Genomic DNA, 13,557 nt, shown 5'->3' on the forward strand with positions numbered 1-13,557 from the left:
TCGACGTAACCAGCCGAAATTACACCGTTTTGCTTAATGCCAGGAAACCGGCCATGACCGACCCGAAAAAAGGCCTCACCTACGCGGATGCGGGCGTCGATATCGATGCCGGCAACCGGCTGGTCGACCTCATCAAGCCGATGGTCCGCGCCACCGCGCGCGCCGGCGCGGATTCCGAGATCGGCGGCTTTGGCGGCCTGTTCGATCTCAAGGCGGCCGGCTTCAAGGATCCGGTCCTGGTCGCGGCCACCGACGGCGTCGGCACCAAGGTCAAGATCGCCATCGAAGCCGGCGTGCATGACGGGATCGGCATCGACCTGGTCGCCATGTCGGTCAACGACCTCGTCGTACAGGGCGCCGAGCCGCTGTTCTTTCTCGACTACTTTGCCTGCGGCAAGCTCGATCCGGAGGCCGTCGCAGCGATCATCGCCGGCGTGGCCAAAGGCTGCCGGGAGTCCGGCTGCGCATTGATCGGTGGCGAGACCGCCGAGATGCCCGGGCTCTACAAGGACGGCGACTACGACCTCGCCGGCTTTGCCGTGGGCGCCGCCGAGCGCGGCACGCTGTTGCCGACCAAAGACATTGCCGCCGGTGACGCCGTCATCGGCCTCGCCTCCTCCGGCGTGCATTCCAACGGCTTCTCGCTGGTGCGCAAGATCGTCGAGAACTCCGGCCTCGCTTATTCCGCGCAAGCGCCGTTCCTGCCGATCATGACCCTGGGCGGTGCGCTGCTGACCCCGACCCGGCTCTACGTCAAATCCTGCCTGCGCGCGATCCGCGAGACCGGCGCCGTCAAGGGCCTCGCCCACATCACCGGCGGCGGCTTCACCGACAATATCCCGCGCGTGCTGCCTAAGGACCTCGGCGTCCGCATCGACTTGAACGCGCTCACCGTGCTGCCCGTGTTCAAGTGGCTGGCCGAACAAGGCGGCATCGCCGAACTCGAACTGCTGCGGACCTTCAACTGCGGCATCGGCATGATCGCCATCGTCAAGCCCGACGCCGTGCAGGCGGTGATGGACATCCTCCGCGAGGGCGGCGAAGTCGTGACGCTGCTCGGCGAAGTCATTGCCACCGAGGGCGAGGAGCGCGTGATTTATGACGGGCATCTCGACCTGACCCTGTGAGGCCGTGATGCGCCGCCGCGTCGCTATCCTGATTTCCGGGCGCGGGTCCAATATGACCGCGCTGATCGATGCCGCAAAGGCTGACGGCTTTCCCGCCGAGATCGTCGTCGTGATCTCGAACAAGGCGGATGCGCCCGGCCTGGTCAGCGCCAACGCGCGCGGCATTGCCACGCGGGTGGTCGAGAGCCAGCCCTTCGGCAAGGACCGCGCGGCCTTCGAAACCACCCTGCAGCAAGCCCTGGACGATTGCAGCGTCGACCTGATCTGCCTCGGCGGCTTCATGCGGCTGTTCACTGCCGATTTCGTGCGGCGCTGGTACGGCCGCATGCTGAACATTCACCCGTCGCTGCTGCCGTCCTTCCCCGGCCTCGATCCGCATGGCCAGGCGTTGCGCGCCGGCGTCAAGATCTCCGGTGCCACGGTGCACTTCGTCATTCCGGAAACCGATGCCGGCCCGATCGTGATGCAGGGTGCCGTCGCCGTTGCCGATGACGACACCGCCGATACCCTGGCGGCACGCGTGCTGGCGATCGAGCACCGCATCTATCCGGAAGCACTGAGGTTGCTTGCAAACGGCGATGCCCGGCTCGATGGCGATCTGTGCAAGACCGTCGGGAGCGTCAGCCTTGCCGGCACGATGATATCGCCGGCCATCGTCTAGGTCGGCCCGCGCGCGCATGCGACAATTGCCAAGCGATCCCGGCGATTGCATAGTTGATAACAACGAATTGCCTGATGGCACTTAAGGGAATGAACAATGGCTGACGCCGATCTGGATGTCGTAATCCGGAACATTGCGAAACAACAGAACAAGAGCCTCATGGCAGCCGTGAAAAGCCGGCGCGATCGCTTCACGGCGCTCGCTACCAAGGCAAAGGACAAGGACGCCAGGGAACGCTTCAAGCAGATCGCCAAGACGACGATGGAGCACGGCACCGCCGCCGCCAGACGGCTGCTGATGTCCGCCGACAACGCGGCCGACAGCTACGCGCGGTCGGTGCGACTCGCCGCCGAAGCCGCCTCGGTGCAGAAGCTCGCTCCAGCCAAGCCGGAGGTTGTCCCGAAAAAGGCGGTTGCCCCGAAGAACAAGAAACCCGCCAAGAAATCTGCCAAGAAGGCGGCGAAGAAGACAAAAGCCTGATCGCGCAATTCGGGCGCTCGCTGTATCGCGGGTACTTGAACATTGCCCGAAAATGAAAAACCCCGGCTTGCGCCGGGGATCGCATCACATTCGATCGCCTTGCCGTGGTTTGCGCGGATCGTGACGAGTTACGAGACTTTCAGATTTTCAGCGGACGACTTGCCGCGGTTTTCGACAAGATCATATTCCACGACCTGATTTTCGTTGAGGGTGCTGAGCCCAGCGCGCTCGACGGCGGAGATATGGACGAACACATCCTTGTCCCCCGCATTCGGCTTGATGAACCCATAACCCTTGGTCGGGTTGAACCACTTGACGGTGCCCTTTTGCATCGCCGGTCTCCTGGTTGAGCTACAAAAAAGACGCGGCCACGCTCAACGCGTGCCACGCCACAAGCGGCTTTCGGTAGTCTGCTGAATGTCCTTCATCAAACGCACAGTCGAACGGCCTAAAGCCGATTGTGCAGGAATTCCAACATGAAATTTGCGCGTTAGCAAGTGGCGACGCCGGCGGCGAAAGCATCGTCACGCCGCGATGCCCGCCTCTGACTCTCCTGCAGCTCTATTGCCGGATCCCGGCGCCGCGTTTGCCGCAGACTCGAACACGCTGCGGCGCTCGGTGCGCAAAAAGTCATATCGTACTGAATTATCTGGCGATTTCCGGAGCGCGACTGTGGCAATCGCAGCACAGCTGATTTCCAATCGCGCCGCACAAGCCTCGTGTACTGCAGCTATCCCGCAGCAATCGCGTATCGTGACGACGAGCCGGTCGACCATCTGCTGTCGGCCCCGGATCCTGGAAGCTCCATCATGCGCAGCACAATACGGAACTCGCAGACTGACAGCTCGGGTGGCAAGTTTGCCCGTGCGTTGGCGCTCGGTTTCGTCATTGGGCTAGGTCTGGCGCCCGCCTCCGCGCTTGCGCAGGGCATTCGACCTCCCCCGCCTGTTGTGACACCGCCAGTCATCGTTCCCGGCACGCCACCGCTCGTCGTCACGCAGCCGGCCATCGTGCCCGTTCCATCTGCAGCCGATAGCAATGCGAGGCTGTCGGCCGGCATCGCGCTCACCGATGTCGGCAACAATTTCCTGCGACGGCTCGGCAATCAGGCCACCTGGGGCTTCAACAAGGCGCTGCGGACCAATGCCGGCGGCGGCGGTGGCTCCGAAGCCACCGAAGCACCGGGCTTCCGCACCTGGGCAGAGGCCTATGGCGTCACCGCCAATACTGGCGCGGTGGGCGATTTTGTTGGCGACAAGCGCAACACCGCCGGCGGTGTGGTCGGCTTTGGGGCGCGGGTGATGCCAGGCGTGAACCTCGGCCTGTCGGTCGATCAGAGCCGCACCTCCATCGATGTTCCACTGGCACTGCAATCCGCCACCCTCGATCTCACCCAGGTCGGCTTCAACGCGGCGATCGACAAGGGCGTGTGGACCTGGGCGATCGCGCTGGTGCACGGATCCGGCAGGATCGATAGCCGCCGCGACACCGGCCTCGGCTTCGCCACGGCCGGCTACAATGCCCGCATTGACGGCGTGCTCACCGAGCTCAGCTACTTCTGGAGCCTCGGTCAGGGGCGCATCGTGCCGAAGGTGGCGTTCGAATACGTCCATTCCTCGACGGACGCGCTGCAGGAGTTCGGCGGCCTCGACCCGGTCGCGGCGACCGGCGCGACCGCGGAGCGCTCACGCGTGCTGGTCGGCGCGGAAATCGGGCACTACTGGATCGTCGACCAGAAGATTTTCGACCTCTCTGCCTATGGCAAGTTCGTCGACAACGTCTCGCAGCGCTTCAGCCCGGTCACCGTCAGCCTCGGCACCGAGACCATCTCCATCCAGGGCATCGGCGAGAGTCGCTACGGCGCCGATGCCGGCGCGTCGGCATCGCTGAGCCTCACCGGCTCAGCCCGGCTCTACGTCAACTATGACGGCAAGCTTCGCTCAGCCGCGCAGTCCCACCAGGGGACGATCGGCATCGAATTCAAATGGTGAGTGCAGTGGCTTAGGCAGCCTGCTCGGTATGGGCGGTGCGGCTGCGGCGCCAGATCGATCCGACCGCCAGCACCACGACCACGCCCAGCAAGCCACACACCACTTCGCCGCCATGGCCGTTGCCGGCAAATCGCATGGCCAGGCCGAGCTTGGCGAGAATGCCATCGAGACCGGCACCGAGCGGCCCATCGAACATCCGATGCAGCAGCGGCGAGATGGCGGGATCGGTGGCGATGACTTCACCGGCAATCCAGCCCAGCAGTGCCGCGCCGGCCCAGACCAGCAGCGGCAGGCGGGTGAGCAGCGCCATGATCAGCGCCGCGCCGGCAACGATCAGGGGAACGCTGATTGCAAGGCCGAGGATCAGCAAGGGAACGCTGCCATTGGCGGCAGCAGCGACCGCAATGACATTGTCGAGGCTCATGACGATGTCGGCTACGACGACGATCTGCACGGCAGCCCACAAATGGGAGGCAGCATGGACGCCGTCCTCTTCCTCTTCTTCGGGAACCAGAAGCTTGGCGGCAATCACGATCAGGGCGAGCCCCCCACCAGCTTGAGGTAGGGCAATTCCATCAGCGTCGCGACGATGCCGGTGAAAATGATGCGCAGGATGACGGCGGCGGCGGCGCCGAGGATCATGCCCCACATGCGCTGCTTCGGCGCAAGGCTGCGGCATGCCATGGCGATGACGAGCGCGTTATCGCCCGACAACAGGATATTGATCCAGATGATCTTGCCGACGGCGAGCCAGAACGCTGGCTGCTGCATCTCGGTTTCGAACTGAACGATAACCGACTTGATAGTTGCCGGGTCAATAATATGCAGCAACCAATCCAAGTCAGCCTCCACAACGTGATTTTAGATAGATGTCCGGCCCGCCGCGGAGCGGCAGGCCGGGCGCCGATAGCGATTAGCCGACGATTTCGTTGCCGGAGAAGAACTGCGCGATCTCGATCGCGGCGGTGTCTGTGGCGTCCGAGCCGTGCACCGAGTTCTCGCCGATCGACTTGGCGTGCAGCTTGCGGATGGTGCCGTCGGCGGCCTTCGACGGGTCGGTGGCACCCATCACGTCGCGATGCTTGAGAACGGCGTTCTCGCCTTCCAGAACCTGCACAACCACCGGGCCGGAGATCATGAAGTCGACGAGTTCGCCGAAGAACGGACGCGCCTTGTGGACGGCGTAGAAGGTCTCGGCCTGCTCGCGGGTCATGCGGATGCGCTTCTGGGCGACGATGCGCAGGCCGGCCTTTTCGATCAGGGCGTTGATCGCGCCGGTCAGGTTGCGTTCGGTCGCGTCGGGCTTCAGAATCGAAAAGGTACGCTCGATAGCCATGATTTATCCTTGAAAAACAGTCGCTGGAAGATTGCGGCGCTTATATCGGCGCGAATGCCCAACGGCAAGAGATCAGGTCGAATGCCACAGGGTACCGTCCGCGTGGCTTGCCATTACCACGATTTCATCAAGATGAACCCCTCCTGACTCTGGTGTGCGACAGCCGTTCAGCTTGCCGCAGCTAGATTTGCGATGTTGAGACCGGTCGGTTCGGCACCGGGTTATTCACCGCAGGCGCCGAGGCGCCAGACTTGAGGAGACGATCATGTTCCGCAAACTCGCGCTGACTGTAATCGCGGCGGCCTCGCTTGGTGCGGCCGCGCTGGCCCCGACCTCCGCATCCGCCTGGGGCGGCCACGGTGGCTGGCATGGCGGAGGATGGCACGGCGGTGGCTGGCACGGCGGTTGGCACCGCGGCTGGGGCGGTCCCCGCTTCGTCGGCGGGCCGGCCTATTTCGGCGGTGGCGGATGCTATGTGCGGCGGCTGGTTCCCACACCGTGGGGTCCGCGCTGGCGGGTCATCAACCGCTGTTACTGATTGAGGCGGGAAATTCAGTACCCCGGCCGCCGTGGCCGGGGTGCTGAATGCCCGACGATGCCGGCGTGGCAGGATTTCATGCAATTTTCACCAAAAGCCGCTGAATTCAACAAAAGCGGAAACAATTCTGGTGTGCGCGACTTGGTCATGTGTCAGGAAATGACAACGCGCGATCGGAAATTGCTATGCCATCCCGAGTAGACGAGAATGCAGCACAGGCCATTGACCGCAACACCAGCGCGTCAATCTGCAATGCCATCGGCGAACGGCTGAGGCAGAATCTGGTTCCCGCATCCGGCGCCCTGCCTTCGCGCTTGCAAGCCCTGCTCGACGAGATGCAGCGCCAGGACGGTCATGGCTCCCACGGTTCCTGACGCCGCTCTGCGCTATTTGGTGGCCGATCCAGCGACAATCGACTTGCCTTTGTGCGCTGCAGCGGTGACAACCCCGCATGCTTTCAATCACAGACATATCGATCCGGATCGCCGGCCGCCTGCTTATTGACGAGGGATCGGCGCAGATTACGCCGGGCTCACGGGTCGGCTTCGTGGGTCGCAACGGCGTCGGTAAATCCACCCTGTTTCATGCCATCCGCGGCGATCTGCCGCTGGAAACCGGCAGTATCTCGATTCCGCCGCGCTGGCGCATCGGCAGCCTCGCGCAGGAAGCTCCCGACGGCCCGCCGAGCCTGATCTCGGTGGTGCTCAAGGCTGATCTGGAACGCGCCGCTTTGCTGGAAGAAGCGGAGACAGCCACCGATCCGCATCGGATCGCGGAGATCCAGACCCGGCTGGTCGATATCGATGCCCATTCGGCGCCGTCGCGCGCCGCCGCCATTCTCAGCGGTCTGGGCTTCTCGACCGCCGACCAGGAGCGCTCCTGCTCGGAATTTTCCGGCGGCTGGCGGATGCGCGTGGCCTTGGCCGCGACCCTGTTCTCGGCGCCCGACCTGCTGCTGCTCGACGAGCCCACCAACTATCTCGATCTCGAAGGCACGCTGTGGCTCGAGGACCATCTCGCCAATTATCCGCGCACCGTGATCGTCATCTCCCATGACCGCGACCTGCTCGACACCTCGGTCGACCAGATACTGCATCTCGACCGCGGCAAGCTGGTGCACTATCGCGGCACCTATACCGCTTATGAGGAATTCCGCGCCAACAAGGAAATGCTCGACGCCAAGAACGTCAAGCGCCAGGAGGCCGAGCGCGCGCGCCTGCAGTCATTCGTCGATCGCTTCAAGGCGACCGCCTCGAAGGCCCGGCAGGCGCAGTCCCGCGTCAAGATGCTGGAGCGGATGAAGCCGATCAACGCACTCGTCAACCAGGACGTTCGCGAGATCGTATTTCCCGCGCCGGAAAAGATCCTGTCGCCGCCGATCCTCGCCGTCGACAACGTCTCGGTCGGCTACGATCCCGCGCATCCCGTGCTCAACAAGGTCACGCTGCGCATCGACACCGCCGATCGCATCGCGCTGCTCGGCTCCAACGGCAACGGCAAGTCGACACTGGTGAAACTGCTTGCCAACAAGCTGGCGCCGTTTTCCGGCTCGATCACCCGCGCCGAGAAGCTCTCGATCGCCTACTTCGCGCAGCATCAGCTCGATGAGCTGGTGATGGACGCCTCGCCCTACGACCACGTCCGCAAGCTGATGCCGGACGCGCATGAGAGCAAGGTGCGCGCCCGCGTCGGCTCCATCGGTTTCTCCGGCAAGGCCGGCGATACCAAGGTCAACAGCCTGTCGGGCGGCGAAAAGGCCCGGCTGTTGCTTGGGCTTGCCACGTTCTTCGGCCCCAACATGATCATCCTGGACGAGCCGACCAACCATCTGGATATCGACAGCCGCGCGGCCCTGGCCGAAGCGATCAACGAATATCCCGGCGCCGTTATCATGGTGTCCCATGATCGCTATCTGATCGAGGCCTGCGCCGACCAGTTGTGGATCGTGGCCGACAAGACCGTCACCAATTTCGACGGCGATCTCAATGACTACCGCCGCATCGTGATGCAGCAGCGCGGCATGCGCGCCAGTTCGCGCGACCGCGCCGCCACCGGCAACAACGGCCAGAACAACAGCCGCGACAAGGACAAGCCTGCGAAGCCGAAAGAGAAGAAGGTCCCGCTGAAGCAGCGCGTCGCCGACGCCGAGGCTGAGATGGCCCGCATCAACGGCATCATTGCAAAAATCGATACCGCGCTCGCCCTGCCCGGCCTGTTCAAGAAGGATCCCAAGCAGGCCGCACAGCTCAGCAAGGCGCGCGCCGGCGCCGAAAGCGCGCTGGCACGGGCCGAAGAGCAGTGGCTCGCGGCGAGCACGCAGTACGACGAAGCGAACGGCTGAGCGCGTTCACGCCCGCCCGGCCGTTGCCACGCAGTCGATTTCGACGTCGAACGGTCCCGGCCATGACGGCACATGCAGGAAAATTCTCGCCGGTGAATCGCCTGGAAAATAGCGATCATAGACCGCATTGAACCGCGCGAAATGCGACGGGTCGGGCGTGCAATAGACGTTGCACTTGACGATCTGCCGCAGCGACGATCCGGCGGCCTCCAGGCATAATTTCATCTGCTGCAGCACGATCTCGACCTGGCGCTCGAACGGCACAGGCCTGACCTCGCCGGTGTCGGGATCGAACGGCGGAAGCCCGGACAGATAGACAAAGCCATTGGCGATCACGACCGGAAAGGCCAGTCCCTTGCGGTATCGTTCGAGATAGGTCGAGATCGGCTCTACGCGCAGTCGTTCCATCGTTCGTCCTCGCTGTGGTGTCGCCCACAGACCTAGACTGCAACCGCGCGCGAATGGTTCGGTCCGCACGGAACTGTGCCGTTTGCCCACGCGCGACCGGCGATGGATTTTGGTTTGATCGACAGCGCCGCAATCGAAATTGCGGAACGCGTCACCGGTGGTCATCGGGATGCTGGAAAGCAATGCCGGTGGCGGGGCATCGAGGCAGCGCGCGCCATTGACCGCGCTCGGCGCGAACGACGCGCTGCGCTTTGCGCCCAAACGTGATCAGAGGATTTTGGAAGCGGCCGGCGCCTAAGCCCGGCCCACGCGCACTTCGCCTACGTCGCGGCGCGCTTCTTCGGCTTCGGCCGGGCGACCTTCGGCTGCTGCACCGGCTCGGGGCCGCGTTCGACCATGGTCAGACGCCCGGCGGTAAACGTGTAGATCCCCGGTCGCGCGCCACGCGAATAGGTCAGCACGGCGACGCGATCGCCCCGCGGATTGTTGGAGAGGTTGACGCTGTCGGGCGCGCCGTTGCCGCGCGCCACGTCGCATTCGGTATGACCGAGCGCGACCACGCCGGGCCGCTCACCGGCCGGCGCGCCGGCCGCGCCATCGGCGAGTGCATTGGCATCGGTCGCTCCGGGTGGCGCCATGCCGGGGCACATGCCATCGGCGCTGATCAGATCCTCGGCAGATACCGGCTTGTCGGGGGTGAGCGGCGGGCTGTCGATCGACACATTCTTGATGAAGACCCGGCCGGGCCTGGAAAACCAGTCCGCGTCCTTGGACAGCAGGTCCGACGAAAACATGTCGCCGCCCATGCCCGCACAACCGGCAAGCAAGGGGCCCGCGAGCAGCAGAACGAACAGTCCGATCCGGTGATGTTTCTCGTGTCGCACGATGAACTCAATTCCCACAACGCCTAAGCGCCTGTAACACCATCCATTTGCGGCACGACCATGGCTGGAGACAAGCGCCGCCGACGAAACCGCAGATTATCATTAATATCAAACAATACCTATTGCTTGCGTTGCCATCGCCCGTGCTCGTCGGTCTGCCAGTAGGCCACCGAAAAGCCGCGGGCCTTGCTGGCGGTCCAGGCCGCACGGGCGATGGCCAGCGCGTCGGGATCGTCGCCGTTGAAGACCAGCACCATGCGTTCGTAAAGTTCGCCGTCGGCCGGCAGCCCAGCATTGTCCACCAGAAACCTGACCTGAGCCCCGTTCGGATTGCCCTCCTCCACCGCAAGAATCACCGGCTGGTCCGCCGCATCTGCCGCACGCCAGGTGGCATGCGGCAGAAAGGAATCCTCACGGTAGGTCCACAGATGCGCATCCAGCGCATCCGCCCGTTCTTCCGACGACGCCTGCACCACCACCCGCCAGCCGCGCGCCAGGGATTTCTCCAGCAACGGCGGCAGGACGTTCTCCAGCGTCATGTCTTGCAGGTGATAGAACAGGACTTCGGTCATCGGGTCGGGCCGTCTGCGCTACTTGCCGGCTTCGTAATAGTCCGCCACCAGCCGGTCGAGCAGACGGACGCCGTAGCCCGAGCCCCAGCTCTGGTTGATCTCGGTCTTGGGTGCGCCCATGGCGGTGCCCGCGATGTCGAGATGCGCCCACGGCGTGTCGCCGACGAAACGCTGCAGGAACTGGGCGGCGGTGATCGAGCCGCCATTGCGGGCGCCGGCGTTCTTCATGTCGGCGAACTGCGAGTCCATCATCTTGTCGTATTCCGGCCCCATCGGCAGCCGCCAGACCTTCTCGCCGGTGGCCTGCCCGACCGCATAGAGCCGCTCCGACAACTCGTCATTGTTGGAGAACAGTCCTGCATGTTCGGTGCCGAGCGCAACCAGGATCGCGCCGGTCAGGGTCGCCAGATCGACCATGAACTTCGGCTTGATCTTCTCTTTCACGTACCAGAGCACGTCGGCCAGCACGAGGCGGCCTTCGGCGTCGGTATTGATGATCTCGATGGTCTGGCCGGACATCGAGGTGACGATATCGCCGGGCCGCTGGGCGTTGCCGTCCGGCATGTTCTCGACGATGCCGATGGCGCCGACCACGTTGCACTTGGCCTTGCGGCCGGCCAGCGCATGCATCAGGCCGACCACGCAGGCGGCGCCGCCCATGTCGCCCTTCATGTCCTCCATCGAGCCCGACGGCTTGATGGAAATGCCGCCGGTGTCGAAGGTGACGCCCTTGCCGACAAAGGCGACCGGCTGCTCGCCCTTCCTGCCGCCGTTCCAGCGCATCACCACCATGCGGCCGGGCTGAGTCGAGCCCTGCGACACGCCGAGCAGCGCGCCCATGCCGAGCTTGGCCATGGCCTTGACGTCGAGCACCTCGACCACAACCCCAAGCTTCTTCAGTTCGGAAGCGCGGCGCGCGAACTCGGCGGGAAACAGCACGTTCGGCGGCTCGTTGACCAGCTCGCGGGCGAGAATCACGCCATCGACAATGTGCGCCTCGGGCGCAAACGCCTTTTCGCCGCCGCAACATCTTCCACCGCGATCGAAACCGCAGCTTTGACGGCGGTATCGTCGCCGTCCTTCTTCTTGGTCTTGTAGCGATCGAACTTGTAGGCGCGCAGCAGCACGCCTGTTGCGATGGACGCGGCCTGCCCCGGCGTCATGGCGCCGTCCGGCAATTCGGCCATCACCGTAACCGTATCGGTGCCCGCCGTGATCTTGCCGGCCAGCACGCCGCCAAATTTGAGGATGTCTGCGTCCTTGAGATCCGCAACCTTGCCGGTGCCGATCACGATCAGCCGAGTCGCCTTGAGACCTTCAGGGGCGAGAATATCGAGGGCGGCGGCGTTCTTGCCTTTGAACTGGCTGGCGGAAGCAGCCCGCTTCACGGTGGCGGCGGCAGCGCCCAGCACCTTGGCCGTGGCCGCGCCCAGCTTCAGCGAGTCGTCGCAGAACACCACGAGAACGCCGCGCGCGGCAGCGGAAAACGGAACAAAGCCGACCTTGACGGCATCGGGCATAGGGAAATCCTCCAAAAGTCAGGTGTGTCGCAGAGGTCGGGCGAGAATCCGGTCGGTGCGGCGGTTCAGACGTTTTGTTGTCGCCACAGCCAGAGCCGTCAAGTCAGGTTCTGACCTTATATGGCCCCGCGGGCGCAGTTTCGTGCATTGGAACCGGGGGCACGTCCAGTCTCGTCTCTAGTGCTGTACGGAAACAACGCCTCCATGTCCGGATGCCTGCCGTACGATAGATAGGTCAAGCACCGGCGCGCGCGGCCAGCGCCGGTCGGCCTTCGACGCCGATCTGCAGGGGCGCCCTAGTGGCCCCCGGGCCACATGGTAAAGGATAATTAACCATATCCCCAGTGAGCCATCTGCCGGCCATTTTGTTGACCAATCAAAGGGATGGTAAGTGAGAGAGTGTGCAGTCAGAACACGGCGGCGTGACTATGGGGGATCCCTCACCGGGATTGGCCACGCAGGCGGATTTCGGGCTGGGATGGGATTGAACTGACCGATGGGGTCAATCGACAGATATATCTTCCGCACGACGCTTGCGTCGTTTGCGCTAGTTCTGGTCAGCCTGACTGGCGTGATCTGGATTACGCAGGCGTTGCGCGGAATCGATCTGATGACGAGCCAGGGTCAGACCATCCTGACCTTTCTCGGCGTGACCAGCCTCGCCATTCCCGTGCTGCTGTTCATTATCGCGCCTATCGCCCTGATGATCGCGGTGTCGCACACGCTCACCAAGCTCGCGACCGATTCTGGAAATCATCGTGATCAATGCCGCGGGCATGTCGCCGCTGCGGCTGTTCAGGCCATTTTTGTACGCTACCGTCGTCGTCGCGCTTCTGGTCGCGTTCATCGGCTCCTATCTGGCGCCGGACGGCATGCGCCGGCTGAAGCGCTGGGACGCCGAGATCACCGCCGACGTGATGTCGAACATCCTGCAGCCCGGCCGCTTTGCGCAGCTCGACCAGAATCTCACGATGCGCATTCGCGAGCGGCAGCCAGGCGGGCTGCTGGTCGGCATCTTCGTCGACGACCGTCGCGATCCCAAGGAACGCGTCTCCATCGTCGCCGACCACGGCACCGTCATGAAGAACGGCGACGGCTCCTTCCTGATCCTCGAGGATGGCAATCTCGAACGCTTCGAGCTCGGCAAGACCGATCCGGCCATGGTCGCATTCGGCCGCTACGCGTTCGACATGTCGAAATTCTCCAACCGAAGCAAGGACGTCACTTACGGAATCCGCGAGCGTTACCTGTGGGAGCTGGTGTCGCCGCCGGCAGACGATCCGGTCTATGTGCAGATGCCTGGCGCCTTCAGCGCCGAGCTGCATGATCGCCTCACGGCGCCCCTCTATCCGTTCGCCTTCGCTGCCCTTACCTTCGCCTTCCTCGGCACCCCGCGCACCACGCGGCAAAGCCGCAATTTCTCCATCGGCTGTTCGATCGCCGCGGTGTTCGGACTGCGCATGGCGGGGTTTGCCGCATCCGTCATGGCCGCCAAATCGAGTTTTGCAGCCCCCTTCCAGTACCTCATGCTGTTTACAGCCATTGGCGCCAGCGTCTGGATCATTGCCGGCGGCATCGTCATCGAACCGCCGGCCGGCCTGATGGAAGCCATCAACAGATCGAACGCGCGGCTGCTGCGCTGGTCGCGCCTGGGTCGGCGGCCTGTTGCCACATGAGCATGGTGACCAACACCCTTGGG

13 protein-coding genes and 3 pseudogenes are annotated in these 13,557 nt (G+C 63.8%); 9 read left to right on the top strand and 7 right to left on the bottom strand.

Annotated features, from left to right (window positions below):
• Positions 1–53 precede the first annotated feature (53 nt).
• The 3 genes from purM to ONR75_RS20115 all read left to right on the top strand — a co-directional run bounded on the left by purM (position 54) and on the right by ONR75_RS20115 (position 2,268).
• Positions 54–1,127, top strand: a complete 1,074-nt coding sequence (gene purM, locus ONR75_RS20105; RefSeq protein WP_265078811.1) for a phosphoribosylformylglycinamidine cyclo-ligase — start codon at positions 54–56, stop codon at positions 1,125–1,127.
• A gap of 7 nt (positions 1,128–1,134) precedes the next feature.
• Complete coding sequence (gene purN, locus ONR75_RS20110; RefSeq protein WP_265078812.1) at positions 1,135–1,788, top strand: phosphoribosylglycinamide formyltransferase; 654 nt, start codon at positions 1,135–1,137, stop codon at positions 1,786–1,788.
• Between the two features lie 96 nt (positions 1,789–1,884).
• Complete coding sequence (locus ONR75_RS20115; protein WP_265078813.1) at positions 1,885–2,268, top strand: hypothetical protein; 384 nt, start codon at positions 1,885–1,887, stop codon at positions 2,266–2,268.
• Positions 2,269–2,396: 128 nt separating this feature from the next.
• On the opposite strand, the gene ONR75_RS20120 is transcribed toward ONR75_RS20115, so the two are convergent.
• Positions 2,397–2,600, bottom strand: coding sequence for a cold-shock protein (locus tag ONR75_RS20120; protein ID WP_265078814.1), 204 nt, complete (start codon positions 2,598–2,600; stop codon positions 2,397–2,399).
• A 678-nt stretch (positions 2,601–3,278) separates the two neighbouring features.
• Between ONR75_RS20120 and ONR75_RS20125 the strand changes: the two genes are divergently transcribed.
• Positions 3,279–4,259, top strand: a complete 981-nt coding sequence (locus tag ONR75_RS20125; protein WP_320109634.1) for an autotransporter outer membrane beta-barrel domain-containing protein — start codon at positions 3,279–3,281, stop codon at positions 4,257–4,259.
• A gap of 10 nt (positions 4,260–4,269) precedes the next feature.
• Here ONR75_RS20125 and ONR75_RS20130 read toward each other — a convergent pair.
• Positions 4,270–5,099: pseudogene (locus tag ONR75_RS20130) on the bottom strand (TerC family protein).
• A 73-nt stretch (positions 5,100–5,172) separates the two neighbouring features.
• Positions 5,173–5,595 carry a nucleoside-diphosphate kinase gene (gene ndk / locus ONR75_RS20135; RefSeq protein WP_265078816.1) on the bottom strand — a complete coding sequence of 141 codons (423 nt, stop codon included), beginning with the start codon at positions 5,593–5,595 and terminating at the stop codon, positions 5,173–5,175.
• 265 nt (positions 5,596–5,860) lie between these two features.
• On the opposite strand from ndk, the gene ONR75_RS20140 reads away from it, so the two are divergent.
• The 3 genes from ONR75_RS20140 (at position 5,861) to ONR75_RS20150 (ending at position 8,474) form a co-directional block, all read left to right on the top strand.
• The gene (locus tag ONR75_RS20140) at positions 5,861–6,133 is read left to right on the top strand and encodes a sulfur globule protein precursor (RefSeq protein ID WP_265078817.1); all 273 of its coding nucleotides are present in this window, start codon (positions 5,861–5,863) and stop codon (positions 6,131–6,133) included.
• Between the two features lie 185 nt (positions 6,134–6,318).
• Positions 6,319–6,507, top strand: coding sequence for a hypothetical protein (locus ONR75_RS20145; protein WP_265078818.1), 189 nt, complete (start codon positions 6,319–6,321; stop codon positions 6,505–6,507).
• A 77-nt stretch (positions 6,508–6,584) separates the two neighbouring features.
• Positions 6,585–8,474 (top strand): ABC-F family ATP-binding cassette domain-containing protein, encoded by a 1,890-nt coding sequence (locus ONR75_RS20150; protein WP_265078819.1) that lies wholly within the window; start codon positions 6,585–6,587, stop codon positions 8,472–8,474.
• Positions 8,475–8,480: 6 nt separating this feature from the next.
• On the opposite strand, the gene ONR75_RS20155 is transcribed toward ONR75_RS20150, so the two are convergent.
• Positions 8,481–8,882 (bottom strand): RidA family protein, encoded by a 402-nt coding sequence (locus tag ONR75_RS20155; RefSeq protein WP_265078820.1) that lies wholly within the window; start codon positions 8,880–8,882, stop codon positions 8,481–8,483.
• Between the two features lie 169 nt (positions 8,883–9,051).
• Here ONR75_RS20155 and ONR75_RS20160 point away from each other — a divergent pair, with 169 nt between their 5' ends.
• Positions 9,052–9,180: a hypothetical protein gene (locus ONR75_RS20160; RefSeq protein ID WP_265078821.1), complete on the top strand. Its 129-nt coding sequence runs from the start codon at positions 9,052–9,054 to the stop codon at positions 9,178–9,180.
• Between the two features lie 22 nt (positions 9,181–9,202).
• On the opposite strand, the gene ONR75_RS20165 is transcribed toward ONR75_RS20160, so the two are convergent.
• The 3 genes and pseudogenes from ONR75_RS20165 to ONR75_RS20175 form a co-directional block, all read right to left on the bottom strand.
• Positions 9,203–9,766, bottom strand: a complete 564-nt coding sequence (locus tag ONR75_RS20165) for a hypothetical protein (protein WP_413776373.1) — start codon at positions 9,764–9,766, stop codon at positions 9,203–9,205.
• Between the two features lie 119 nt (positions 9,767–9,885).
• Positions 9,886–10,338, bottom strand: a complete 453-nt coding sequence (locus ONR75_RS20170; protein WP_265078822.1) for a DNA polymerase III subunit chi — start codon at positions 10,336–10,338, stop codon at positions 9,886–9,888.
• Between the two features lie 18 nt (positions 10,339–10,356).
• Positions 10,357–11,858: pseudogene (locus ONR75_RS20175) on the bottom strand (leucyl aminopeptidase).
• A gap of 496 nt (positions 11,859–12,354) precedes the next feature.
• Here ONR75_RS20175 and lptF point away from each other — a divergent pair.
• Positions 12,355–13,534 (top strand): annotated as a pseudogene (gene lptF / locus ONR75_RS20180) (LPS export ABC transporter permease LptF).
• Positions 13,535–13,557 lie beyond the last annotated feature (23 nt).

The organism is Rhodopseudomonas sp. P2A-2r, from assembly GCF_026015985.1.
Lineage (GTDB): Bacteria > Pseudomonadota > Alphaproteobacteria > Rhizobiales > Xanthobacteraceae > Tardiphaga.

Coding starts and splice junctions, on each gene's coding strand:
- ONR75_RS20120 (WP_265078814.1), bottom strand. CDS start 2,600: ATGCAAAAGGGCACCGTCAAGTGGTTCAACCCGACCAAGGGTTATGGG.
- ONR75_RS20170 (WP_265078822.1), bottom strand. CDS start 10,338: ATGACCGAAGTCCTGTTCTATCACCTGCAAGACATGACGCTGGAGAAC.
- ONR75_RS20160 (WP_265078821.1), top strand. CDS start 9,052: ATGCTGGAAAGCAATGCCGGTGGCGGGGCATCGAGGCAGCGCGCGCCA.
- ONR75_RS20150 (WP_265078819.1), top strand. CDS start 6,585: ATGCTTTCAATCACAGACATATCGATCCGGATCGCCGGCCGCCTGCTT.
- ONR75_RS20145 (WP_265078818.1), top strand. CDS start 6,319: ATGCCATCCCGAGTAGACGAGAATGCAGCACAGGCCATTGACCGCAAC.
- purM (WP_265078811.1), top strand. CDS start 54: ATGACCGACCCGAAAAAAGGCCTCACCTACGCGGATGCGGGCGTCGAT.
- ONR75_RS20115 (WP_265078813.1), top strand. CDS start 1,885: ATGGCTGACGCCGATCTGGATGTCGTAATCCGGAACATTGCGAAACAA.
- ONR75_RS20155 (WP_265078820.1), bottom strand. CDS start 8,882: ATGGAACGACTGCGCGTAGAGCCGATCTCGACCTATCTCGAACGATAC.
- ONR75_RS20140 (WP_265078817.1), top strand. CDS start 5,861: ATGTTCCGCAAACTCGCGCTGACTGTAATCGCGGCGGCCTCGCTTGGT.
- purN (WP_265078812.1), top strand. CDS start 1,135: ATGCGCCGCCGCGTCGCTATCCTGATTTCCGGGCGCGGGTCCAATATG.
- ndk (WP_265078816.1), bottom strand. CDS start 5,595: ATGGCTATCGAGCGTACCTTTTCGATTCTGAAGCCCGACGCGACCGAA.